The 22,099-nt window shown below is 45.2% G+C and carries 18 protein-coding genes; 14 read left to right on the top strand and 4 right to left on the bottom strand.

Translation table 11 applies throughout. From position 1 onward, the window contains the following. The first annotated feature begins 7 nt into the window (after positions 1 to 7). From MKZ09_RS19910 to rsgA, 3 genes are all read left to right on the top strand, one after another. Positions 8 to 463 carry a DUF3939 domain-containing protein gene (locus MKZ09_RS19910; protein ID WP_036688004.1) on the top strand — a complete coding sequence of 152 codons (456 nt, stop codon included), beginning with the start codon at positions 8 to 10 and terminating at the stop codon, positions 461 to 463. Between the two features lie 160 nt (positions 464 to 623). Then, entirely contained in the window at positions 624 to 1,295 is a 672-nt protein-coding gene (locus MKZ09_RS19905; RefSeq protein WP_076200795.1) for an HAD family hydrolase, read from the top strand. A gap of 381 nt (positions 1,296 to 1,676) precedes the next feature. Then, positions 1,677 to 2,768 (top strand): ribosome small subunit-dependent GTPase A, encoded by a 1,092-nt coding sequence (rsgA, locus tag MKZ09_RS19900; RefSeq protein WP_076133795.1) that lies wholly within the window; start codon positions 1,677 to 1,679, stop codon positions 2,766 to 2,768. 103 nt (positions 2,769 to 2,871) lie between these two features. Here the strand turns inward: rsgA and MKZ09_RS19895 are convergent, their stop codons facing one another. Beyond that, a complete protein-coding gene (locus tag MKZ09_RS19895) occupies positions 2,872 to 3,498 on the bottom strand; it encodes an FMN-dependent NADH-azoreductase (protein WP_076200798.1) in 627 nt (208 codons plus the stop codon). A 122-nt stretch (positions 3,499 to 3,620) separates the two neighbouring features. Between MKZ09_RS19895 and MKZ09_RS19890 the strand changes: the two genes are divergently transcribed. Beyond that, positions 3,621 to 3,848, top strand: a complete 228-nt coding sequence (locus MKZ09_RS19890) for a hypothetical protein (protein WP_076200800.1) — start codon at positions 3,621 to 3,623, stop codon at positions 3,846 to 3,848. A gap of 2,223 nt (positions 3,849 to 6,071) precedes the next feature. Here the strand turns inward: MKZ09_RS19890 and MKZ09_RS19885 are convergent. After that, positions 6,072 to 6,311 (bottom strand): hypothetical protein, encoded by a 240-nt coding sequence (locus MKZ09_RS19885; RefSeq protein ID WP_036687997.1) that lies wholly within the window; start codon positions 6,309 to 6,311, stop codon positions 6,072 to 6,074. A gap of 142 nt (positions 6,312 to 6,453) precedes the next feature. Between MKZ09_RS19885 and MKZ09_RS19880 the strand changes: the two genes are divergently transcribed. Beyond that, positions 6,454 to 7,134: a hypothetical protein gene (locus tag MKZ09_RS19880; protein WP_076133794.1), complete on the top strand. Its 681-nt coding sequence runs from the start codon at positions 6,454 to 6,456 to the stop codon at positions 7,132 to 7,134. Here MKZ09_RS19880 and MKZ09_RS19875 read toward each other — a convergent pair. Continuing rightward, positions 7,121 to 8,827 carry an alpha-amylase family glycosyl hydrolase gene (locus MKZ09_RS19875; protein ID WP_076200803.1) on the bottom strand — a complete coding sequence of 569 codons (1,707 nt, stop codon included), beginning with the start codon at positions 8,825 to 8,827 and terminating at the stop codon, positions 7,121 to 7,123. The two genes, MKZ09_RS19880 and MKZ09_RS19875, sit on opposite strands and share 14 nt — an antisense overlap. Before the next feature lie 271 nt (positions 8,828 to 9,098). On the opposite strand from MKZ09_RS19875, the gene MKZ09_RS19870 reads away from it, so the two are divergent. From MKZ09_RS19870 to MKZ09_RS19840, 7 genes are all read left to right on the top strand, one after another. After that, a complete protein-coding gene (locus MKZ09_RS19870) occupies positions 9,099 to 10,121 on the top strand; it encodes an ABC transporter substrate-binding protein (protein WP_076128360.1) in 1,023 nt (340 codons plus the stop codon). A gap of 50 nt (positions 10,122 to 10,171) precedes the next feature. Continuing rightward, positions 10,172 to 10,948 carry an ABC transporter ATP-binding protein gene (locus tag MKZ09_RS19865; protein ID WP_076142119.1) on the top strand — a complete coding sequence of 259 codons (777 nt, stop codon included), beginning with the start codon at positions 10,172 to 10,174 and terminating at the stop codon, positions 10,946 to 10,948. Further along, the gene (locus MKZ09_RS19860; RefSeq protein WP_076133791.1) at positions 10,948 to 11,784 is read left to right on the top strand and encodes an ABC transporter permease; all 837 of its coding nucleotides are present in this window, start codon (positions 10,948 to 10,950) and stop codon (positions 11,782 to 11,784) included. The genes MKZ09_RS19865 and MKZ09_RS19860 overlap by 1 nt, the downstream gene beginning before the upstream one ends. Positions 11,785 to 11,877: 93 nt before the next feature. Then, complete coding sequence (locus MKZ09_RS19855) at positions 11,878 to 12,864, top strand: aromatic acid exporter family protein (protein ID WP_036687757.1); 987 nt, start codon at positions 11,878 to 11,880, stop codon at positions 12,862 to 12,864. A gap of 164 nt (positions 12,865 to 13,028) precedes the next feature. Next, positions 13,029 to 14,051, top strand: a complete 1,023-nt coding sequence (locus MKZ09_RS19850; RefSeq protein ID WP_051491532.1) for an HD-GYP domain-containing protein — start codon at positions 13,029 to 13,031, stop codon at positions 14,049 to 14,051. 226 nt (positions 14,052 to 14,277) lie between these two features. Continuing rightward, positions 14,278 to 14,835, top strand: a complete 558-nt coding sequence (locus MKZ09_RS19845; protein WP_036687755.1) for an outer spore coat protein CotE — start codon at positions 14,278 to 14,280, stop codon at positions 14,833 to 14,835. A gap of 150 nt (positions 14,836 to 14,985) precedes the next feature. Further along, entirely contained in the window at positions 14,986 to 16,296 is a 1,311-nt protein-coding gene (locus MKZ09_RS19840; protein WP_179089493.1) for a putative amidoligase domain-containing protein, read from the top strand. Positions 16,297 to 16,309: 13 nt separating this feature from the next. Here MKZ09_RS19840 and MKZ09_RS19835 read toward each other — a convergent pair whose 3' ends face one another. Next, positions 16,310 to 17,107, bottom strand: coding sequence for a GNAT family N-acetyltransferase (locus MKZ09_RS19835; RefSeq protein ID WP_076133789.1), 798 nt, complete (start codon positions 17,105 to 17,107; stop codon positions 16,310 to 16,312). Positions 17,108 to 17,314: 207 nt separating this feature from the next. Between MKZ09_RS19835 and mutS the strand changes: the two genes are divergently transcribed. Next, a complete protein-coding gene (gene mutS / locus MKZ09_RS19830) occupies positions 17,315 to 20,044 on the top strand; it encodes a DNA mismatch repair protein MutS (RefSeq protein ID WP_076133788.1) in 2,730 nt (909 codons plus the stop codon). Between the two features lie 41 nt (positions 20,045 to 20,085). Beyond that, positions 20,086 to 22,071 (top strand): DNA mismatch repair endonuclease MutL, encoded by a 1,986-nt coding sequence (gene mutL / locus MKZ09_RS19825; RefSeq protein WP_076200808.1) that lies wholly within the window; start codon positions 20,086 to 20,088, stop codon positions 22,069 to 22,071. The last annotated feature ends 28 nt before the right edge of the window (positions 22,072 to 22,099 follow it).

Here is a 22,099-nt window from a genome sequence, read left to right as displayed (position 1 = left end):
TTTCGTTATGTTATTTAAACGCACAAAAAAGCAACCCAAATCAGATCATGTAACCGTCACATTACCCCAAGTGAAACAGGCGATTCGAAAGTTCGAAGAAGATATGCCTGGACCTATTAATAGAACAGCATTAATCTTAGAGGACAAAAGAATCGATATGAGTCGTCTGAAACGTTATTTAGGTGGAATACCCGAACGGAATTTCTACATGTCTCGGGAGACCTATGAAATTTTCGAGGAAGAAGACAAGTTAGTGCCGTATTATTTGGATTTAGTTCAGGCTGCTGTAGACAGTTATATTAGTGATACAGGCAAGCTACCGCTGCTTGAAGACACCTGGTTGCCAGAGGTTCATTATCGATTGTTATCTACAGAAAGTTATCTAAAAGAAACGCCTCCTTTTCCGCTGTATATTACGGATGAAGAAATGATGCTGACCCATCGGGCAGAGCATTTCGAGTAAAGGAATGACGCAGATACGAATCTTCACAAAGACTGTTCAGTAAAAGGGAAGCCACAAATCCTTTTTGTTGAATAGTCTTTTCTTTGTCTCTAAAGGCATAGTACAATTACATTCTGTAGGTTTGGTTTGAAAATTAACAGCATGTAAGGGGAATCGCTTGATGAAGGAAGTACAAGCTATTTTATTTGATCTGGACAATACTTTAATGGATCGAGACTATACATTTCGCAGCTTTAGCACTCAGTTCGTGCAGGATTTTCTTGGGCATCTGGAACCTGCGGAAGCGCAGGCTGTGATCGAGGATATGATTCATAGAGACGCTGATGGCTATCGTGATAAAGACGGGTTTTTCTTAGAACTTAGTGAGATCCTGCCTTGGGAAAAGCCTGTGACGGCTGAACATATCCGGGCGTATTATGATGCGAGCTACATCAATCATGGTGCGGCCATGGAGCATGCTTTGGAGGTTCTGGAGTATTGTGTGGAGCATGGATATACTTTGGGGCTGGTCACCAACGGTAAAAAAGAAATCCAGAACACCAAAATCGATATTCTCGGCCTGCGAGAGTACTTCAAAGCTATAGTTATATCTGGAGAAGTTGGCATTGCGAAGCCTGATCCTGCGATTTATCAATTGGCACTAGACAGGCTGGGTGCCTCTGCGGATCAAACCTTGTTTATAGGGGATCATCCCGTAAATGATATCTGGGGTGCAGGTAAGGCTGGCCTTGATGGGATATGGCTGCAAAGGAAACATCCTTGGGACGATCAGCTGGACATTCAACCTTGGAAAATGATCCGTGAGCTGAAAGAATTAAAGGCTATTTTGTAATCCGGAAAATTTGGGGTTGACATTTTACTGCTGCACCAATTATGATAACAGCATCTTAAATTTCGGAAGGAGACGATGTTTTATGACAGTTTTAAATGTAATGAACTCAACTGTTGTGGATACGTGTCTTCCGGGAACAGCTGCTGCCGAATAATTGATTCGTGCAGTTTAGCAGGTAAGCTCAATTACGCTTATTAGAGCCGCCGGGAACCGTATAGGGTCCGGTGGCTTTTTTGCGTGTGTAGAAAGATTGGATTTGGTGTAATAAATCCACATGTCTATATACCGCCGCCGGAGTCTTTATTTCCGGCGGCTTTTTGTGTTCTCGGAAAACGCCAAGGGGCAAGTAAAAACATAAACATATCTTTTAGGAGGAAATGAATGAATAGCATAAAGCAATATGGTTGGAATGAAAACTGGAGTACAAAATGGAATGAAAAGTGGAGTCATGCAGAGGATAAACAGTTTATACCCGGGAGAATCGTTGGTGATTTTGGCAGTAAGTACAAAGTGTTAACTGATGTAGGAGAGACGTGGGGAGAGCTTGCCGGGAAGCTGAGACACACATTTGTAGCCTCGGGTGATTTTCCTGCCATTGGAGACTGGGTAGCATTGGCGATGCAAGATGGCGGTGAGCATGGAATTATACATGGCGTATTGCCCCGGCAGAGTGTGATCTCACGCAAGGTCGCAGGAAATACACAAGATGAGCAAATTGTTGCCTCCAATGTAGACACGTTATTTCTGGTCAGCGCGTTGAATGATGACTTTAATGTTCGCCGGATGGAGAGATATCTGATCATGGCTTGGAATAGTGGGGCAAATCCAGTTATTCTACTCACTAAAGCGGATCTTTGTCCGGATGCAGACAGTAAAATCGCTGAAATGGAGAGCGCGGCTCCCGGAGTATCAGTACATGCTGTTAGTGCAATACAAGATGAAGGACGCGAGAAGCTGCTGCCATACATTGGTGAAGGTCAAACTGTAGCTCTTACGGGCTCTTCCGGTTGTGGGAAGTCGACAATGGTCAACTGGCTATGCGGGAAGAACCTTCAGATTACGCAGGATGTTAGAGAAGGGGATAGCCGCGGACGTCATACTACTACCCACCGTGAACTGTTTGTTTTGCCGGATGGGGGGATTATCGTAGATACACCGGGGATGCGGGAGCTGCAGCTCTGGGAAGATGAAGGTGGACTTGATCTAGCGTTTAGTGATATCAGCGGTCTAGCTTCTAAGTGCCGGTTTAGTAACTGTAGACATGAACGCGAAGAGGGCTGTGCTGTACTGGAAGCAGTCCAAACAGGTGAACTGGAAGAGAAGAGGCTATTCAACTACCGAAAAACACAACGAGAAGTATTGTACCAAAATAATAAAGAAGCCAAGCTTAAGAGAAAAAGCGCAGCTTCCACTAAAGTGAGTTCATCCAGAACCAGAGGCTATGGGTGGCGTAAAGAGCTGGATGAATATTAAAAAGAATTGATATAACGGCATAGACATTGAAAAAGGGCGCCCCTTAGCTTTTGACAGCTAAGGGGCGCCCTTAATTATTGAATTGAATCTAAATGGTTATGGTTTAGAAGGATGCAGCAGTTTCCTTAGCCAGTTGCAATCCGTTTTCAATGATTTCAGCGGATTGTGCTGGAAGTTGGTTGTGGCCTTCGATGATTACTTGTGTAATATCTTTAATTCCCCACAGGTTAAGGTTACCAACGATGAAGTTTACTGCCATTTCAGCACTTGCTGCAGGACCTTCAGAGTAGATACCGCCTCTTGCATTCAGAACGATTGCTTTTTTACCTGTCAAAAGACCAACTGGACCTTCAGCAGTGTAAGAGAATGTTTTACCAGCTTGGCAAAGGTAATCTACATAAGTGTGCAATACAGCAGGTACAGTCATGTTCCACAGTGGGAAACCGAATACTACCTTATCTGCAGCGATGAACTGATTAAGATATTTATTAACGATAGCGGCACCAGCTGCTTCTTCAGGTGTTGCTTCGTATCCTTGAGCGGCTTTATACATACCAGTGATCAGGGTATTGTCGTAGTATGGAAGTTTCTCTGCGAACAGATCAAGCTCAGTGATTTCATCTTCTGGGTTGTTGAGCTTGTAGCTCTCCAAGAATTCATTGTAAAGCTTAACACTTACGGATTGTTCTGCTGGACGGTTGTTTGCTTTAATAAATAGAACTTTAGACATTATGATTTCTCCCTTGCATGTGTGTATTTAATATTAACTATATTTAATATAGCATGTAATCTTTTGTTTGTAAATTATTTTTTTGTTCTTGAAATTTGTTTGCGCTTAAGGAGTTTGAAAAAATGAAAACAAGGTTAATAGGTGATACAAGAGAACAGGAAATAATTTCCTGTCTCTATAACTTCCAGAATGATCTAAAAGGAGCGATTGACATGTCCATCGATCGGTTTATCATTAAAAAATTGGACAGCTGTCACGAAGAGCATACGCGTCAGAATTTAGTGAAGCTATTTAGACTTCGAATCCAGAACGCTGAAAAAGCAGAGCAGAAGAATTACAAGATCAGCTGATAAGTGCTTAGCTCTTCCTAATAGTAGATTTTTCGCTGAATGAGACAGAGTCCTTGGGTTAAAAAAGTCCGTAAATATAGCAGAGCAGTGATCCTCCCGTTAAGGGGGGATCACTGCTCTGCGTTTTTTAGTCCTGGGCAGATTGCTTCAGCATAAAGGGTCAGCAAATGAAAGCTAACCTACAACAAACGTTACTTTGGCAGGTGACATAGTAGCTTCAGGTAAGCCGCTATAACTAATCTGCTGACCAATGCAAAGTCATTTGTCGAGTCACATACTAAGTCAGTCACACGCCAAGCTAACGGCTAAGTTACCTCACTGACTAACACAACTAATCACCTACCGAGTAACTCAGTGAGTCACCCGCCGAGTAGCTCACTGAGTCACACACCAATACTAACGGCTAAGTCACTCACTGACTAACACAACTAATAATCACCTACCGAGTAACTCAGTGAGTCACACACCAATATTAACGGCTAAGTCACTCACTGACTAACTAACAAAACTAATCACCTACTGAGTAGCTCACTGAGTCACACACCAATATTAACGGCTAAGTCACTCACTGACTAACTAACAAAACTAATCACCTACTGAGTAGCTCACTGAGTCACACACCAATATTAACGGCTAAGTCACTCACTGACTAACACAACTAATCACCCGCAGAGTAACTCACTGATTGACACAACTAGTCATCTACTGAGTAACTCACTGAGTCACAAACCAAGTTAACGTCAGACAATAAATCACTCGCTAAGTGACCTTCCAAGTTATACTTAGCGGGCAACGGACTCAGATGACGCTATATGCGAATTTTTAGTCATTAGAGCAGAGTTCCGGACTCCAGCGCAGCTATTCAGCTTTTCGAGGTCGATAATTAGTGTTTTTAGTGCCAATAGCGACTCTGGGGTCCGATAGGATTCTAAATGAGTCAAAAAGCTGCGATTAAGGTCAACTGAGTCCGATAGCATCCAACTATGAGTCCGAAAGCAGTGGCTATAAGTTCAAAAGCAGCGACTAAAGCTCCGACAGTAATAACTATGTACACGATAGTAGCAACTATGCACGCGACAATAGCAACTATGTACACGATGGTAGCAACTATGCACGCGACAGTAACAACTATGTACACGATAATTGCAACTATATACGCGACAATAGCAACTAAAGCAAACTAAATTTCGAATTTATATTACTGCGGACTCAGATGACGTTATATGCGAATTTATGAGCATTAGAGCAGCGTTTCGGACTCCAATGCAGCTATTCAGCTTTTTGAGGTGGATAATTAGTGTTTTTCGCGCCAATAGCGACTCTGGGATCCGATAGGATTCCGAATGAGCCAAAAAGTTACGATTAAGGTCAGCTGAGTCCGATAGCAGTCGGCTATGGGGATGGCCGGCAAGCAGCAATCCTAATGTGCTATATAGCAGCCCCAAGAAGAACCCAAGAAGAACCCAAGAAGAACCCAAGAAGAACCCAAACAGCAAGCAGAACCAATCTCGTGTACTCTAATAGTAGAAGCTATGTATGCGTGAATGTATCTAATATAAATGAAGGCTCGGATTTAGATCAAGATGCTAGGGAAAGCCCCAAAATGGTCCAGAGTCCCAGTGGCTATTGTAGTGTTGAGTGACAACTCTATGGGATGTCAGGTTAACCCGATATACATACATCTGTATCACCGAAATAAACATCCACCGCGCCCAACGGACTCAGATGACGCTATTTGCGAATTTATGGGCATTAGAGCAGATTTTCGGACTCCAGTGCAGCTATTTAGCTTTTTGAGGTAGATAATTAGTGTTTTTCGCGCCAATAGTGACTCTGGGGTCCGATAGGATTCCGTATGAGCCAAAAAGTTACGATTAAGGTCAGCTGAGTCCGATAGCAGTCGGCTATGGGGATGGCCGGCAAGCAGCAATCCTAATGTGCTATGAATTAGCACAAATCAGTACAAAGTAGCATCAAGCAGAACCAAGTAGAACCAAGCAGAACCATGTAGCACAAAGCAGAACCAAGGTCCCTGACTTTGAGAGTTAAGCTATGTATGCCTATGTATGCGCAAATAGTATCTAAATCAAACGGAGTGTCATTTTTGATCAAGTTTAGCTTCAAAAGGACAACGAGTCCAAGCAGCAGTTCTTAACTGCTTTTAGGATGATCTTTATTAGAAGCTTAGGACAGCAATGTTGTGACAAAAAAACTACCCCTCCATTAATAGAGGGATAGCGCCAATGAATCATTTTCACTGTAACTGTGCAATATAGCTTCAGAGCCTTTAATTTCGATACTAATCAGAGAATTGAGGCATTTCTGGAGGGCACTTTTGCCCTTTTGAATTTTGAGCTCCAGCGTACTGTTAAGTAATCTAAGTACTTTTTGAGTGGGCTGTTTATTTTCTGTTGTGAAATACACAGGTACAAGTTTGTTCTGAAATGTGATGAGCATTCTCATTTTGAAATCACCTCGCTACAAGTATTTCATGTTAATGATCATACCCCTTGTTTCTTAATTTTACCTTAAAATTAGCTTATGATAACATAAAGATTGCTAGTTTAATATACATTTATATGTAATACAGGAAGGATACAATAATGTGAATGAGAAAGAACGAACGGATTTAACGGATTTAACGGAATTTTTATTTCCAGATCGGGTAACCGACCAAGTAGTATTAAATGAATTATTAAATACTGCGTCTACAGCAGAAAGGATAGGTAGATTCAAATATAGAGAGAAGGAGATAACTAAAGATCTGTGTTTACAAATACATAAGGATAAAATACTAGCCTACTGCAATAATACACCGGACTCTCCTCCGTGTGTGCTGAAGAACAGAGATGAAACAGAGAGCTTTTGTCTCGAGTTGTTCGAATGTGAGAGAGCGATGGAGCCCTTTGCTCACGGGATTCCGGCGTTACTAATGTCAAAAAAAAGGTTCGAGGAGCTGAAAAAAGGCTCTGATTCCTCTACGGTTCACAGACTCTCAGAGTGTTTAGCTGCTGAGACAGGAGATGATGTCCATTCCAACCATCTTGCACGAGTGATGAAATGCTTCGACGCAGAGGGAGAATTGCGACTCTGTATTTCTAGTGAAAATGGCTGGAAGTTTCAGTATGCTAGCTTCATAAGTGATCATTCAAGTGGCTGGTTGCTGCGAATGAGCAGCGATCCTTCCCAAGACTGGATTGTAGCTCTTCCTATATCGAAAGCACAATTATGTGGTTCTGTGGCAGAGTGGGTGTTTCATTCCTCTTCTTTTCCTAGTCCACAATAACCGTTGAATAGGGAGGAAGAGTAAGCTGATCTGAATTTAAGGTCACTTTGTCAGCAGTTGTCTTTTGGATCTTGGTGTAAGAGATACCCTCGACATTTGGATGAAGCGTAATGATTTGTTCATCTCCAGTTAGGTTATGAACAACGAGGACTTGATCCTCTTTTGTTATACGTTCGTAGGCCATTACCCCTGCATTGCCAGAAGTGTAGTCTCGAATTCCGCCATCACGGAGCGCAGGGACTTCGTTTCTTAACGCAATGAGTTCGCGGTATCTTTTAAGCAGTGAGCTGCTGTCGTTAGTTTGGCTTTCGACATTAATGCTAACATCATCAGCGTTATTGCTGCCGACCTCCCAAGTAGTCTGCCCCTCACCCTGATCCGCTGTCATCCATCTCATGGGCTCACGAATTCCTTCATCTGGTTTTACACCAAGCATTCCTATTTCTTCACCATAATAAATAAAAGGATTTCCAGGCAAGGTTAACAGCAGGGCTGCTGCCATTTTTGCATGATCCAGATTGCCGTCTAATTGACTCATGACTCTGTTTTGATCATGATTTGTCAAAAAAATTGCATCGGTAAAATGGCTATCAGATATTTTGGAGTACAAATTATACGTACGTTCCAGCGTAAAGGCAGTCCCGCTGTCTTTTTCAGTTTTCACGGAATTAATAAGGGTCTCAGCTAACCCAAAGTTAAAGCTAGAGTCGAAGGCTTGATTCAAATAAGCCCCTACGGTGACTGCAGAATTCTCCCATACTTCGCCGACAATATAAGCTTGAGGATTTACTTCATTCATCGCTTTGCGGAAATCCTGCCACCAAGATACATTTTTATTAGTTGTGGCTTGGCTTTTGTCGCTTAGAAGGTCTTCGTAAATATGTTTAGCAGCGTCTAAACGGAATCCATCAACCCCTTGTTCCAGCCAAAACTTGCCGATAGTCTTCATTTCATTACGAACTTCCGTATGATCGAAGTTTAAATCAGGCATGCCTTCCCAAAAGCCACCTAGATAATGACTACCCAGTAAAGAGTGCCATGCACTGCCACTACCAGCGGCACTAGCTCCATTGGCAGGGCGTCCTTGATCTTCAGCCCATATGTACCAGTCGCGATATTTGCTGTCCTTATTTTTAGCGGAATCTACGAACCAAGGATGTTCTTTAGAGGTATGATTCACGACCAAATCCATAATTACTTTAATCCCACGTTTATGCGCCTCCGTAACGAGCTCTTGTAAATCCTCCATCGTCCCATAATCTGGATTGATTGCACGATAATCTGTCACATCGTAACCATGATAGCTTGGTGAAGGGTTGATAGGCATAAGCCAAATCCCACCGATCCCCAGATCGTCTGTGGTGTCAGGATTTCCGTCATTTAAATAATCTAATTTCTTGGTAATCCCTTTGAGATCACCGATACCATCCCCGTCAGAGTCATAGAATGAACGAACAAAAATCTCATAATAAACCGTTGAGGGCTGTTCGTCAGTGGTTATCGTTTTTGCAGCGGGAGGTGTAGTAGTAGTATTCTGAGCTGTATTTGCTTTTGGCGATGGAGAAGGGGAGGCAGAGGAAGGGATATTGTTATTATTTCCTGAACAACCGGATAGCAGAAAGACAGTTAAGCTAAGACTCAATAGTCCGTTTATTGTGTGTTTTTTGGCGATAGGTGTTGCTCGTTTATTCATATAAAATAACCCCTTCTGCTGCAATTTTCCTATAAAGGAAATGATAAGCGCTTTAATATTTATAGTACTGTAATCAAATCCTCAGGTAAAACGTTTGCACAGATATAAAAACAGCAAATCCAGTGATATTTATCCATAAATTCAATAAAAACCGATATTATCATGGATATTCTTTTAATTCCCCGCGATATTCGGGATTTTAACCTTTCAGTAGGCATGTGCATATGCTTTAAGCAAGGGCGAAGGACCCGGTAAGAAAGGAGAATGAAGAATGAAGATTCGGAAAAAGCTGTCATTGTCGCTCATGATCATTACTTTATGCTTTTCAGTACTTGCCGGTTGCGGCGGAAAGTCAGAGACGGTAAAGGTGAAGATTGGGGAGGTTACCCGCTCTGTCTTTTATGCACCCGAGTATGTTGCCTTGACTCAAGGTTTCTTCAAAGATGAAGGGCTGGATGTAGAGCTGCAGACGATTCCCGGTGGCGATAAAACGATGACCGCATTGCTCTCAGGAGCTATTGATGTGGCGTTGGTTGGTTCAGAAACCTCCATTTACGTGTATCAGCAGGGTTCGGATGATCCGGTCATTAATTTTGCACAGCTGACTCAAAGGGATGGAACATTCCTGTTCGCCCGGAAGGCTGATGGAGATTTTAATTGGGATAAAGTGAAGGGCTCTACCTTCCTTGGTCAAAGAAAAGGCGGAATGCCACAAATGGCAGGCGCGTTTACTTTATCTAAAAAGGGAATTGATCCTGCGAAAGATATTACCTTGATCCAAAATATCGATTTTGCTAATATTGCCGGTGCATTTGCTTCAGGTACTGGGGATTATGTGCAGCTGTTTGAGCCGCAGGCCTCTATCTTCGAACGAGAAGACCGGGGAGCTGTAGTGGCATCGTTTGGGGTGGAGAGCGGTTATTTACCTTATACGGTATTCATGTCAAAAAACAGCTACATTAGCAAAAATGGAGACACCGTGCAAAAGTTCACTAATGCCATCCAGCGTGCTCAGCTTTGGGTGAAGGAACATAGTCCTGAAGAAATTACGGATGCCATAATAACTTATTTTGATAAAACGGATCGTGACATTGTGATTTCTGCTGTAAAACGTTACAAGGAGCAGGACACCTACGCCATTAATCCGGTTGTTGATAACGAAGAATGGAATAATCTGCTGGATGTTATGGATAACGCAGGTGAACTTAAAGAACGTGTTCCAGCAGAAAAAATCGTGAACAATACTTTTGCTGAAAAAGCTGAAAAGACCATAAAGAGCAGTAGCTCTAAATAAGAGAGATAAGATCCTAAATGGATTTTGTTAACTATAAGGAGGGGATGACCTTGCTTCCAGTAGTGCAATTAAAGGGAGTAACGCATGCCTATCTCGGCGATCGGGAAGCTTCACTGGCCGTTGAGGATCTAAATCTTAATGTCGAGCAAGGAGAGTTCGTCAGCTTAGTAGGCCCAAGTGGCTGTGGCAAGACGACTCTCCTATCGATTATTGCTGGACTGCTGCAGCCCTCTGAGGGTGAAGTATTCGTAAATGGCCAACCCATTCTAGGCCCTTCACCTGAGGTTGGATATATGCTGCAGCAGGATTATCTTTTTCCTTGGCGGAGTATTCTTGACAATGCCGTGCTTGGACTGGAGCTGACCGGAAGCTTAAACGAGGAAAGTCATAAACGGACTTTGGAGCTGCTGCGCGAGATGGGATTAGAAGGGAAAGAACAGGCCTATCCTTCTCAGTTATCCGGAGGGATGCGGCAACGGGTGGCTCTTGTACGAACATTAGCTACCAATCCAGGACTGCTGCTGCTAGACGAGCCGTTCTCGGCACTTGATTATCAGATCAAACTTCAGCTGGAAGATTTAGTCTCAGAGACCTTACGCAGCCGGGGAACCACGGCTATTTTGGTCACGCATGATCTGTCAGAAGCGATTGCGGTCAGCAGTAGGGTTATTTTATTGCAGCGAAATCCAGGGAAGATTCGTAAAGTTTTTCCTGTTCCGGAGCTAATCCGCTCGGCCCCACCGCTGTATGCGCGTGATCAGCCAGGGTTTGCAGAGCTTTTTCATGAAGTATGGACAGAGATGGAGATAGCAGGGAGGGAAAGCTAATGAAACGAACAGAGCAAGCGGGAGTCTTAGCTTCCCGTGAACTGTGGCTGCAGCAAATGCATGTGGATTTCAAAAAAACTAAACAGCGCCGGCGTAATCAGGTTATTGCTGTAAGAAGCAGTCTATTGCTGCTGTTCTTTGTGTTGTGGGAAGCGGGAGCAAGAATGGGCTGGATTGATGAGTTATTGTTCAGCTACCCGACAAAAATCTTCAAGCAGATTTGGCAGGATATGATCAGTGGAAGCTTGTGGCCTCATTTAGGGATGACGGTAGGAGAGACTGCGGTAGGCTTTGTTCTGGGAACCTTGTTAGGAACGCTGCTGGCAGTGATTATTTGGTGGTCTCCGTTTTTATCAGCGGTGCTTGATCCGTTTATGGTTGTCTTTAACAGTATGCCGAAGGTGGCCTTGGGGCCGATTTTCATCGTAATGTTCGGGGCGGGTTTCACCGCAATCGTTGTGACAACCTTATCGATTACAGTGATTATTACTACACTTGTTGTTTACAATAGTTTTTGCAGTGTGGATCCTAATCTGGTGAAGGTGGTTCGCTCTTTTGGAGCTACTAAAGTTCAGGTGTTTTTTAAAGTGATTCTTCCGGCATCTTTTCCAACGGTGGTCTCTACCCTAAAGGTGAATGTGGGAATGTCATGGGTCGGGGTTATCGTAGGAGAGTTTCTAGTAGCAAAATCCGGTCTTGGGTACCTGATCATATATGGATTCCAGGTGTTTAATTTCACGCTTGTGATGTCCAGTCTGCTGATTATTGCAGCCGTAGCAACGGCAATGTATCAACTGGTAGTGTATCTGGAGAAGCGCTTGTTGTACCGGCGGTAAGTCTAATGTAACGTTGTGTCCGTTCACAAAATCTTGTAACATGACTATATCTTTACCTATTAACGGTTAGTGCTTTTAAGGAGAGATAGGGTTATGGGATTTCGTGTGATTAAAACAGCTGCTGCGACGTTAATGTCCGTTCTTCTCGCGTCTGCAGTAGGCATACCCAATGCACAAAGTGCAGGGCTTTTAGCCATTCTGGGTGTGGAGGTTACCTTGAAAAGGAGTTTCCGGACGATAACGGCGCGTTTTTTGGCCTCGCTCGTGGGACTCTTTTTTGGGTGCATTTTATTTTGGATATTAGGGTTTCATTACTGGGTACTTGGACTGTACGTTCTTGTTGGCTTTCCGATGATTGTGAAGTCCGGCTACAAGGAAGGGATTGTCACTAGCTCTGTTATTGTGTTTCGTGTGTTTGGACAAGCTGAGTTATCGCTACATGTGTTATTGCAGCAAGTAGAGCTACTGGCCATAGGTCTCGGTTCAGCGGGGGTGGTCAACTTAATTTACATGCCACAGACTGGGGGAGTTATTTATGGAATCCGCAAGGAAGTGGATCGATACTTCTCAGTTATTTTTACTCAGATGGCCCGCACTTTGCGTGAACCTGCGTATATGTGGGATGGCAAAGAATTAATTGATGCGGATAATGCAGTGCAACGGGGACTGACAGCAGCTACTCGCGAGATGGAGAATCATGTGATTCATCCTGATGAAGCTTGGAATGTCTATTTCTATATGCGTAAGGAGCAGCTGGAATCGATACAAAGCATGATGCAGCTGATTTCTCAAGTATATCGCCATTTACCGCATGGAGAGATGGTAGCTGAATTGTTCGACCAGCTTAGCGGAGATGTTTTGGCTGAAGAATATACAGGCCGCACTGAACATTTGCTGGAAGAGCTTGAACAAGAGTTTGAAAGCATGGATTTGCCAGAGACACGTGAGGAATTCGAAGTGCGATCAGCGATTTTGCAGCTCTGCAGAGAATTGGCACTTTATTTGAAAATTGCAAAACGCCATAAAATACCGGTTAGCTATAAGCCTGAGAAACGTTTGCTCACCCGTAAAAAAGCTTAAAATTAGGCTTTAATAAAGTGAAGTATTAACATTCGCCCCTGAAATCACGATAAAATATGTATGAACTAAAAGTTGATCTCCGAAAGGGATTAACAATTATAGGGTGAGTTCAAATTCAAGCAGGAAATTCATATACGAATTTTCCGCATTGGCAGGTGAGGCGTATGGACAAAGATATGGAATCATTTATCGGAAAACAACTTGTAGCTAACCTCTTTAATGACAAAGGAGTATTTGTTTTACCCGCATTGACTTTATTGAGTGCTGAACATATTAGATTAATTCGTCAACATAAGATCACTCTGGAATCTCATGACGTCGTCCAGCTGGATAGCGCGGAATTTTTCCAGCTTGCAATTGATGATTGTACAGCTGCGATTGAGAATATTTTTGAACAGATTCGTCATAACAAAAATAAAAGAATTCCTATGCTGGAAGTTAGAAATGAAGTGATTCCGTTTATCCAGCAGGTAAGCGAAAAAAATGACTTCTACGGAGTATTGGCTGCTTTGCAGACCAAAGATGATTATACATACAGACATAATGTAGCTGTGGGCATAATATCTACCTTGCTAGGCAAATGGTTGAAGCTAAAGTCTGAGGATTTGAGCATGTTGACCATTGCAGCGACTCTTCACGATATCGGCAAAATGAGAATCCCGGATGACATATTAACCAAGCCCGGTCCATTATCCGACGAAGAATTTCAGCTGATGAAAAAGCATACGACCTTTGGGTATGAGATGATCAGGGATACGGTAGGCACAAACCATACCCAAGCGCTAGTAGCCTTACAGCATCATGAAAGAATGGACGGCAGTGGTTATCCATTTGGTGTGCTTGGGAACCGGATTACTGATTTCAGTAAGATCGTTGCTGTGGCTGATGTGTTTCACGCGATGACCTCCGACCGTTTTTATCGCAAAGCGGCTCCTTTATACGAAGTATTACTGCAAATGGAGGAGAGTGTGTTCGGTAAGCTCGACCCTTATATTTGCAGAGTGTTTATTAATAAGTTAATGCAGTCAATGCTAGGGAACGAAGTGGAATTGACAGATGGGCGAAAAGGAAAAATTGTTATGATTCTTGCTACAGACCCTTTGCGGCCTCTGGTGAATATTGATGAGGATTTTATTGACTTAAGCAAACATAGATCGCTTGGAATTGTGCGGGTAATCCCGCAATAGCTGGTGTTTTAAGGTTTTTAGAGGGGTTAGGAATGGCTCTGGAACAGGTTGGACCATTTTTGGAATCTACTCATATATGTACAAATTTTGAAATAAAATGAACTATGAGTCTCCTGAAAAAGCCTTCTTGAGGGCTTACTCAAATTTATTTATAGTCTAACAATCAACAAATGCCTAGAACCTGCATACACTTGATAGTGAATGATTGTATGGAGGAGGTTCAAAGATGTCATTAAGCCATAAACGTCAAACAAGGGAGATCATTACGAAAGCAATTTGCGGCAAAGGTCGTAAGTTCTCTACAGCAACCCATACCGTGACTCCGCCACATCATCCGACTAGTATTTTGGGGGCTTGGATTATCAACCACCAATACGAAGCGGTTGCCGCCGGGAACGGAATCGAAGTAATTGGTACTTATGATGTAAACATCTGGTACTCGTACGACAAGAACAAGCAGACCGAGGTAGCAAAGGAAACAGTCTCTTATGTGGAGCTCATTCCGCTTTCCTACCTGGACACGAGACACCGCACTTCAACAGTTGAGGTCTCTGCGGAGGCAACGCAGGAACCCAACTGTGTAGAAGCGGGCGTATCGCCAGGCGGAGGCAGTGTGACACTTCGCGTAGAGCGCGAATTCGAAGTGGAGTTGGTGGCTGAGACCAAAGTCCGTGTGTATGTCACTGAGCAAAGTGATGATCCAGAAGACAAGGATTATGATTTTGAAGGTGATAGCTTCGATTACGATGATCTGGACCCTGACAATCTGGATGATGAGCTGTAAGGAAGGATACGCCGCCGTTAACTGAGTATCAATGGGTTATGGTCCATTATATGTAGGGAGTGCGGCGGCGTAGAGGGCGAATGCCCTCCTTTTTTTTATTTATTTTTAGGATGAAAAAAGGTTCACGCTCGGATGGAGGCGCTAAAGCGTATGAATGAAGGTCATAAGGTGTATTCAGAATTGTCTGTGGCAGAGAGAGAGTCTAGATTGCTTAGAAGCGGGGTTGAAGCGACGCTGACGCCAGATGGAAAACGTTTTGTCGATACATATGCTTCACATGCTACTGAGAAGGGCCACAGGCAGTGTTATAAGATATTGGTTTATCATTTGACTGTCCTCCACACCTCTTTGCTTGGAGCAGGTCTTGGAATGCGTGCGGCCACCGATAATTACAGCGAAGCTGTGAGCTTTGCTAATGCCGAGAGCAATACCACGGGAGGCCGAGCGCGGGGAGAGCTTCGCGGGGTGATGAAATTGCTCCAGCGGATTGCTGTCCGCACGCTGTACAGCTTGGGGCTGGATAGCGGTGAGGTCCTGCTGAGGGCAATGGGGAACCGGAGGTATGTGGTGGAGGGAGTCACTCCACTAGTAAAGACCTCCGGGCAACGATTGCCCGAGCCTTATCGGTCCGCAGCGTTAGCGCTGGAACGAAAGCTGGCTCTGGAGCAGCCGGGCCGCAGCGGCTTGCTGATGGGCATGGACCCGGAGTTTATCATCCTCCGGGAATCCACCGGCCGCGTCGTACCTGCGTCGCGGTACCTGCCCACGGACGGCGTCGCTGGCTGCGACGCCGGACCTCCGGGAACGCGCGGCGCGTTCCCGGTCGCCGAGCTGCGCCCTCAGCCGCGCGGGGAACCGCGCGCACTGCTGGCGCAGCTAATGTCCGCCGCGGCGCTGGCGGACCGGCTCATCGCCGACCGCTCGCTGCGCTGGCGGGCGGGAGGCATGCCGCTGACGGGCTGGGCCCTCGGCGGCCATCTGCACTTCAGCGGCGTGACGCTGACGGCGCCGCTGCTGCGCGCGCTCGATAACTATCTCGCGCTGCCCATGCTTCTGCTCGAAGACGTCCGCGCAGGGGCGCGTCGTCCCCGATACGGCGTGCTCGGCGATTTCCGGACTCAGCCGCATGGCGGCTTCGAGTACCGGACCTTGCCGAGCTTCCTGGTGTCCCCGGTCATCGCTAAAGGCGCGGTCTATTTGGCTCACCTAATCGTGAGCCATTATGAGGACCTGACGCAACGCCCGCTCGACCGGGAAGACCTGCATATCGCCTACTACAGCGGCGATAAACCTCCGCTGCGCGCCGCAATCCCCCCATTGTTGGCGCAGCTGCGTTCCCTAGGCGGCTACGAGATTGCCGCCCCTTATATCGAGCCTTTATTCGAATATATTGCCGCTGAACGGACGTGGGATGAATCACGGGATATACGTGAGTTATGGTGCAGCAAAGTAAAAGTGTGATTTTACATTTGGTCTACATGTTAACGAGGGTCCATGAACCGATATCTTGAAAACCAAGTCGTTTATAAATAACTCCGGCATGCGGGTTGTCATAAAAGAGGCACAATGACTTTCCTTCATGGAGCAGGTCTGCACAAAGCTGTGCCATTACGCGCGAAGCAAGGCCTTGCTCTCTGAATGCTTGATGTGTGGCAACCCCTACAATCATCGCTGACATGGAATTTTCCGCTGAAGTTGAAGCGGTGACAATGACCTTATCTTCCCGTTCCATATAATACGTGCGGCCGGTGTTGCTTTCCAGCGTTTTACGCAGGCTGGTTCTAGAACCATTCCGGCTGCTTTCAAATTCTTCAATGGTATCCGTGAGTGCGCAAATCGCTTCCACATCCTGAACCGTAGCTTTTTTGACAGGCTCAGCTGAAGAGAAGGACTCACTTATTTTTTTGTTCATTTCTTTTAATTCAGCAAAATACAGCTGTTTTACTTGTTTGAAATTAATTTCCCCATCAAAAGCCTTCACCACCTCTGAAGCTCCGGAGATCATATGTATATCATTATCCTTTCGGATAATCTCAGCGAACCCCTCGACATCAAAAGGGCCATCTGCATAAGGAAGGTAACTTCTATAGAAGCGCAGCAGAACGGCTTTTATCCGCCCGTCGGCTGGATCAAACTCTCCCCATAAATCCATGAAATCCTGCTCAAACCCAAAATTCTCCACATCGCCAATGATAAATAAATTAAGCGCCGGCTCTTTCCGCAGCAATGCCATCAGCAGCTTTTGATCATCCTTCGTTAGCTTTCGTATCATATTGTATTCTCCTTTGATTTTTATATGGGCTGACGCTCTGTGTTAAGATTTTACAATATTTAAAAGCAGAAGAATATACCTCCTGTAAGTGTTTGTCTGATAAGTATTCTAGTCTTTCGTTGTACTAATGTGAGGTTTCAGGGTAACTTTGTCCACCAATTTTCTGTTATAATGGGGGACAGCATTAAATAGGCATGGAGGTTGACCATGGCACAATATACGCCGATGATAGAGCAATATTTAAAGGTAAAGGAAGGGGCTAAGGATGCCTTCCTATTTTTTAGACTGGGCGATTTCTATGAAATGTTCTTTGAAGATGCCATTTTGGCTTCCAAGGAGCTTGAGATTACGTTGACAGGCCGCGAAGGCGGGGGCGAGGAGAAAATCCCTATGTGTGGAGTGCCTTACCACGCCGCCGAGGGATATATTCAACGCCTGATAGAAAAAGGATATAAAGTCGCCATTTGTGAGCAGTTAGAGGATGCTTCAGTCACTAAAGGCATGGTGAAGCGGGATATTGTACGCGTCGTGACACCAGGAACCGTGATGGATGGAAAAATCATTGCTGACAAGAGCAATAACTACCTCGTTTGCGTCACCGAAAGTGACGGAATGATGGCATTAGCTGCCTGCGATTTAACAACTGGTGAGCTGTATGTTACTTCGGTATTATCTGGAGCCGAATGGCTGCGTGATGAGATTGGCATTTATGAACCGGCTGAGATCATCGGAGACGCTGCACTTTTGGAGATCCTGCGAAGCGAAACGCCGTTGTTAGCCAAACCTGTAGTTTACACCCCTTGGGAGAAACGCGAGGAGGAGCTGGCACGTCGTCAGTTCGGTGAAGCGGCATGGGTACGTCTAGAGAAGGAACGTGGACAATGTCTGGCGCTTCTGATCTCTTATCTGAATGAGACCCAGCGGCGTTCGTTAGGGCAGCTTAGTCAGATTTCTCCTTATGAACCAGGCAATTATATGATTCTAGATCCATTTACACGCCGGAATCTTGAACTAACCGAGACGGTTCGTGAACGCTCCAAAAAAGGATCCCTGCTTTGGCTGCTGGATCGAACGGAAACGTCGATGGGCGCCCGTCTGTTGCGTCGCAGAATTGATAAGCCGCTATTGCAGCGAGCTCCGATCGAACGGCGCCTAGAGGCTGTCGATTATTTGTACAATCAGTTTATCGTTCGCGAGGACCTGCGTTTAGCGCTTAAAGAAATTTATGATTTGGAGCGTTTGGTGGGTCGTATTGCTTTTGGCAGCGCCAATGGACGTGATATGAATGCTCTGAAATTATCGCTGGCGCAAATTCCTGCATTGAAGGAATTATGTATGACCTCCGGTTCAGCTACTTTACGAGAGATCGGTGCAAGTATGGATGAATGCGCTGAGCTGCGAGAGGATATTGACCGCGCAATCGTCGAGGATGCCCCGGTGTCTGTGCGCGACGGTGGCATTATCCGTTCCGGTTATCATGAACGTTTGGACGAGCTTAGGGAAGCTAGCAGTAACGGTAAACGTTGGATCGCTGAACTGGAAGCCAAGGAAAGACAGGCCACTGGCATTAAGTCACTGAAGATCGGCTATAACAAAATCTTCGGTTATTTCATAGAGATCACCAAATCCAATCTGGCTGCACTGCCGGAAGGACGATATGAACGTAAGCAGACGCTTGCCAACGCAGAGCGTTTTGTCACACCTGAGCTTAAAGAGAAGGAAGCACTCATCCTTGAAGCTCAGGATAAAATGACAGATTTGGAATACAGCCTCTTTACCGAGCTGCGTGATCGCATCAGTGGGCAAATTCCCCGCCTGCAAAATCTTGCAGAAAAGGTTGCCGAGATTGATGTGTATCAATGCTTGGCGGCAGTTAGTGCCGAACATCGTTTTGTGAAGCCAGTCCTTTCGGATGGTTATGATCTTCGGCTTGAAGGGGGCCGTCATCCCGTTGTGGAGGCGGTGCTTAAAGATTCCGCTTTTATTGCAAATGGAAGCACGCTGAGTAAGGAAGAAGGTAACATTCTTCTAATTACAGGTCCTAATATGGCGGGGAAAAGTACTTACATGCGTCAGGTGGCGCTGATCTGTATCATGGCTCAGATTGGATGTTTTGTACCAGCAAACAGTGCTGAAGTTCCGCTTATAGACCGGATTTTTACTCGTATTGGAGCAGCCGATGATTTAATCGGTGGTCAAAGTACATTTATGGTGGAAATGGCTGATATCCAAGTTATGACCGAAAAAGCAACAGCTCGCAGCTTGATTATTATTGATGAGCTGGGAAGAGGTACCTCGACCAGTGAAGGTATGGCCATCGCTCAGGCGGTTATTGAATATGTACATGATGTTATTTCTTGCAAAGCTCTAGTTTCGACGCATTTTCATGAATTGGCTCATTTGGAAGGGAGTCTTAAAGGACTGCGGAATTACTCTATGGCTGTTCAAGAGAGCGGTGATAAAGTAAACTTCCTGCGCAAGCTAGTTCCTGGAGCGGCTGACAGCAGCTATGGGATCTATTGTGCACGTCTTGCAGGTCTTCCTGAAGGGATTATTGACCGAGCTTATGGTCTCTTACAGAACATTGAGCAGGCAGCCCATCCTGGTGGTTCTGAACTTCATTACGGGGGAAGCCTCGAAAGACAGGCGGCTGTAAGAGAAGTTGCTAGCACATCCTCGATGGCGCAAGCCGTAAGTGTCATCACTGAGGCGCCCGTAGAAAATGAGGTTGTTCAGTTGTCTATCTTTGGTGAGGAAGAACCATGCAAGAATCGCAAAGGTAGTGCACCTCAAGTTGCGGTAACTGAGATCCATGAGAATCCCGCGCTAAAAGAGTTCATTTCTTCTGTGCGTGACGCTGATCTTATGAATATGACGCCGCTACAGGCGATGAGTCTTTTGAACGAGCTGAAGATGAAGGTTAAGGATCTGCAATAAAGATTTTATAATAATGATTGCCTAAATAAGAGGTGAATGAAATGGCCAAAATTCATATATTGGACGAGCATATTGCCAACCAGATTGCTGCGGGTGAAGTAGTAGAGCGGCCAGCTTCTGTTGTAAAGGAGCTAGTCGAGAATGCGATTGACGCTGGCAGTACAAGAATTGAGGTATCGGTAGAAGAGGGGGGCTTGCAGAGCATCCGCGTTAAAGATAATGGCTCCGGGATTGATCCTGAAGATTGCGAGACCGCCTTTTACCGGCATGCTACAAGTAAAATTCTGAATGGCCGCGATCTATTTCAAATCACAAGCTTAGGCTTCCGCGGAGAGGCACTTCCCAGTATTGCCGCGGTATCCAAGGTATCGCTTCTAACTGCAACTGCCGATGACGGCAAAGGGCGCCTAGTAGACATTGAGGGTGGCAATCTCATACGAAATGAGGACGCTCCTTCCGGCCGGGGAAGTGATCTTGCCGTTCGTGAATTGTTTTTTAATACGCCGGCAAGGCTGAAATATATGAAGAGTATTCAGACGGAGCTGGGCCATATCTCAGATGCCATGTACCGCATGGCGCTGGCTCATCCGGGGATCTCTTTTACCTTGCATCATAATGGCAATCAGCTGCTGCATACGCTCGGAAATGGTGATCTGCTGCAGGTCATCGCAGCTGTTTACGGAACCAATGCCGCCAAAGCAATGCTGCCGATTACGGCAGAAGACTTGGATTACCGGATTTCCGGATATATAAGTCGTCCAGAATGGACTCGTTCCAATCGAAATGCAATCACTACTATTGTCGGTGGCCGTTATATTCGCAGTAATGGACTGAACGCAGCAATCATGCGTGCTTATCACACCTTGCTTCCGATTAACCGTTATCCGTTATTAGTTCTTGAACTGGATATGCACCCCTCTTTGGTAGATGTCAATGTACATCCAGCAAAACTCGAGGTTAGATTCAGTAAAGAGAATGAGCTTTACACCTTTGTTGAGCAGGAGATCCGCAAAATACTGCTGGGGCAAAGTCTGATTCCACGTCCAAGCAAGGAAACAATCGGACCCAAGGGCAGCAGCTCCTTTATCCAGGAGCAATTTGCTTTTTCCAAAGGAGCTGTTCCATTGTCATCTTCGAATGGGGATGAGAAGGATACAGCCCCCACGGGATCTGCCAGCTTCTTAAGTGGACTACAGTCATCGAACCTTGACCGTAATTCCCGTGATTTTAGTAAGGAAGGTCAGGCGGATCATCAGGTGGCTCGCGAGGTAGCTCCAGCTTACGGGTCAGGCTATCCGTCTTCATCTTCGCAGGGGCGCCAAACTAGTGCGAATACTAGTTATTCCAATAGCTATCGCCCGCAAGAAGCGTCAATGGCGCAGAAGCAGCTCCCTTCGGTTGAGAAGCTATGGGCTCCACCACAACAAGAAGAGCCTGGACTTCCGGCCTTTCCTGAGCTTAATTATATAGGCCAGCATCATGGGACCTATATTATTGCCCAGAATGATGGAGGACTCTATTTAATCGATCAGCATGCGGCACATGAACGTATTAATTACGAATACTTCTATGAGAAATTTGGTCGGCCGGAGGATGCCTCACAGGAGCTGCTACTGCCGATTACACTGGAGTTCACACCTTCTGAAAGTCGTCAGCTTAGTGAACGTCTACATTGGTTTCAGCAGGCCGGGGTATACCTTGAACACTTTGGCGGACAGACCTTTCTTGTTCGTTCCTTGCCCTATTGGTTTCCTGAAGGGGAGGAGAAGGCGGTCGTTGAAGAAATGGCGGAGTGGGTCTTAAGCGAGCGTATGATTGATCTTGCGAAGCTACGAGAAAAGTCATCGATTCTGTGTTCATGTAAAGCCTCGATTAAGGCCAACCATAAACTAACAGAACAGGAAGTGGAGGCTCTGTTGTCCCGACTGGCAGAGTGCAAACAACCGTATACTTGCCCACATGGACGGCCGATTGTGATCTCTTTTTCATCCTATGATTTAGAGAAATTGTTCAAGCGGGTTATGTAATTATACATTTTTTGAAATTTGTTAAGAG

The organism is Paenibacillus sp. FSL R5-0908, from assembly GCF_038006245.1.
Classification (GTDB): Bacteria; Bacillota; Bacilli; order Paenibacillales; family Paenibacillaceae; genus Paenibacillus_AQ; species Paenibacillus_AQ odorifer.
Note: the sequence above shows the minus strand (reverse complement) of the source record. Positions and strands in the feature narration are given on the sequence as shown.

Excerpts from the sequence above, each read along its gene's own strand:
- MKZ09_RS19910 (WP_036688004.1), top strand. The coding sequence starts at position 8 with ATGTTATTTAAACGCACAAAAAAGCAACCCAAATCAGATCATGTAACC.
- MKZ09_RS19905 (WP_076200795.1), top strand. The coding sequence starts at position 624 with ATGAAGGAAGTACAAGCTATTTTATTTGATCTGGACAATACTTTAATG.
- rsgA (WP_076133795.1), top strand. The coding sequence starts at position 1,677 with ATGAATAGCATAAAGCAATATGGTTGGAATGAAAACTGGAGTACAAAA.
- MKZ09_RS19895 (WP_076200798.1), bottom strand. The coding sequence starts at position 3,498 with ATGTCTAAAGTTCTATTTATTAAAGCAAACAACCGTCCAGCAGAACAA.
- MKZ09_RS19890 (WP_076200800.1), top strand. The coding sequence starts at position 3,621 with ATGAAAACAAGGTTAATAGGTGATACAAGAGAACAGGAAATAATTTCC.
- MKZ09_RS19885 (WP_036687997.1), bottom strand. The coding sequence starts at position 6,311 with ATGAGAATGCTCATCACATTTCAGAACAAACTTGTACCTGTGTATTTC.
- MKZ09_RS19875 (WP_076200803.1), bottom strand. The coding sequence starts at position 8,827 with ATGAATAAACGAGCAACACCTATCGCCAAAAAACACACAATAAACGGA.
- MKZ09_RS19870 (WP_076128360.1), top strand. The coding sequence starts at position 9,099 with ATGAAGATTCGGAAAAAGCTGTCATTGTCGCTCATGATCATTACTTTA.
- MKZ09_RS19860 (WP_076133791.1), top strand. The coding sequence starts at position 10,948 with ATGAAACGAACAGAGCAAGCGGGAGTCTTAGCTTCCCGTGAACTGTGG.
- MKZ09_RS19855 (WP_036687757.1), top strand. The coding sequence starts at position 11,878 with ATGGGATTTCGTGTGATTAAAACAGCTGCTGCGACGTTAATGTCCGTT.
- MKZ09_RS19850 (WP_051491532.1), top strand. The coding sequence starts at position 13,029 with ATGGACAAAGATATGGAATCATTTATCGGAAAACAACTTGTAGCTAAC.
- MKZ09_RS19845 (WP_036687755.1), top strand. The coding sequence starts at position 14,278 with ATGTCATTAAGCCATAAACGTCAAACAAGGGAGATCATTACGAAAGCA.
- MKZ09_RS19840 (WP_179089493.1), top strand. The coding sequence starts at position 14,986 with ATGAATGAAGGTCATAAGGTGTATTCAGAATTGTCTGTGGCAGAGAGA.
- MKZ09_RS19835 (WP_076133789.1), bottom strand. The coding sequence starts at position 17,107 with ATGATACGAAAGCTAACGAAGGATGATCAAAAGCTGCTGATGGCATTG.
- mutS (WP_076133788.1), top strand. The coding sequence starts at position 17,315 with ATGGCACAATATACGCCGATGATAGAGCAATATTTAAAGGTAAAGGAA.
- mutL (WP_076200808.1), top strand. The coding sequence starts at position 20,086 with ATGGCCAAAATTCATATATTGGACGAGCATATTGCCAACCAGATTGCT.